Annotated in this window: 1 protein-coding gene; it reads left to right on the top strand. The window is 63.9% G+C overall.

Annotated elements, in window-relative coordinates; genetic code table 11:
* Window positions 1-64: 64 nt before the first annotated feature.
* On the top strand, window positions 65-1,087 hold the full coding sequence (locus CEK65_RS19005; protein WP_152182663.1) for an IS5 family transposase: 1,023 nt from the start codon (window positions 65-67) through the stop codon (window positions 1,085-1,087).
* The last annotated feature ends 194 nt before the right edge of the window (window positions 1,088-1,281 follow it).

The following is a 1,281-nucleotide window of genomic DNA, read 5'->3' as shown; positions in this document are numbered from 1 at the left end:
AGGGCACCTCTAAAAACCCCGACTTTGGCATCATTGGTCTGGAGAACACGCCGAGGACGCCACGATGATCAGCCTGTTTGCCGGCCACGAACGCGAAGCCAAGCGGCAGCAGATCGGCGATCCTCTGGCTCTGCTGTCACGGCATATCGACTTTGCCGGGATTGCTCACGCCGTAGACGCGAAGCTGTCCTTGGGTACTGGCAAGCGCGGTGGCCGTCCGGCTTGGCCGACGCAGGTGATGATCAAGCTGCTGCTGTTGCAGCAGTTGTACAACCTCTCCGACGATGCGCTGGAGTACCAGGTGCTGGATCGGCGCAGCTTCCAGCAATTCCTCGGACTGGAACACAGCGGCAAGGTGCCCGACGCCAAGACGATCTGGGTGTGGCGCGAACGGCTCAAGACCAAGGATCTGATGGGCGACATCAGCGCGGCGATCGGTGAGCAATTGCAACGTGCCGGCTTCATTGCCCGCGGCGGTCAGATCATCGACGCCAGCATCGTCAGCGCTCCGATCCAGCGCAACACGCGCGAAGAGAACGCGCAGATCAAGCAGGGCGATGACGTCGGCCAGGACTGGAGCGATGCCAAGCGTGCGCAGAAGGATATGCAGGCACGTTGGACCAGGAAGCATGGGGTGGCGTTCTACGGCTACAAGCTGCACGCCAGCACGGACCGTCGCTGGGGCTTCATCCGCCGCTACGACGTGAGCGCGGCCAACGTGCACGACAGCCGTCACTTCGAGCAGGTGCTGGACCCGGACAACACCGGCCGCACGGTATGGGCCGATAGCGGGTATGCCGATGCAGCGCGGGAAGCAGACCTGAAAAGGCGTGGTTACCGCCCCGCGATCCAACATCAAGGGCATGCGCGCAAGCCCTTGAGCGAGGCAGCAAAGCGCCGGAACCGTCGAATTGCCAAGGATCGGGTGTTCGGCGAGCACCCGTTTGCGCGCTTGGCCCAACAAGGCGGCAAGTTCGTACGCTGCATCGGCTTGGCGCGGGCAAAGGTGGTGATCGGGCTGAAGGTCGCCAGCCATAACGTGATGCGGCTGGCACGGCTACAGGAGCGGGCCATGGCGCCAGCGTGATCGGCTGAGGTAGCCCAGCGGCCACATCAGCCTCCCAACCACCACGATCAGGCGCCGCTCTGGTGCCGTTGCGACAGATGCTACCCCTGGCTCCAGGTCGTGGCAGGTTGTTCGAGGTGCCCTTCAGTCCCGACGACGGAGGGTGTCGGCCGGCTTTGGGCTTCGCTTGTCGCGGCGGCCCGACCGATGCATTC

It is taken from the genome of Xanthomonas sp. LMG 12459 (genome assembly GCF_009192905.1).
GTDB classification, from domain to species: domain Bacteria; phylum Pseudomonadota; class Gammaproteobacteria; order Xanthomonadales; family Xanthomonadaceae; genus Xanthomonas_A; species Xanthomonas_A sontii.
The sequence above is the reverse complement of the archived record's forward strand: the minus strand, read 5'-3'. Positions and strand labels throughout refer to the sequence as shown.

What these genes read in the sequence shown, in the direction of transcription:
- CEK65_RS19005 (WP_152182663.1), top strand. Translation starts at nt 65, where the DNA reads ATGATCAGCCTGTTTGCCGGCCACGAACGCGAAGCCAAGCGGCAGCAG.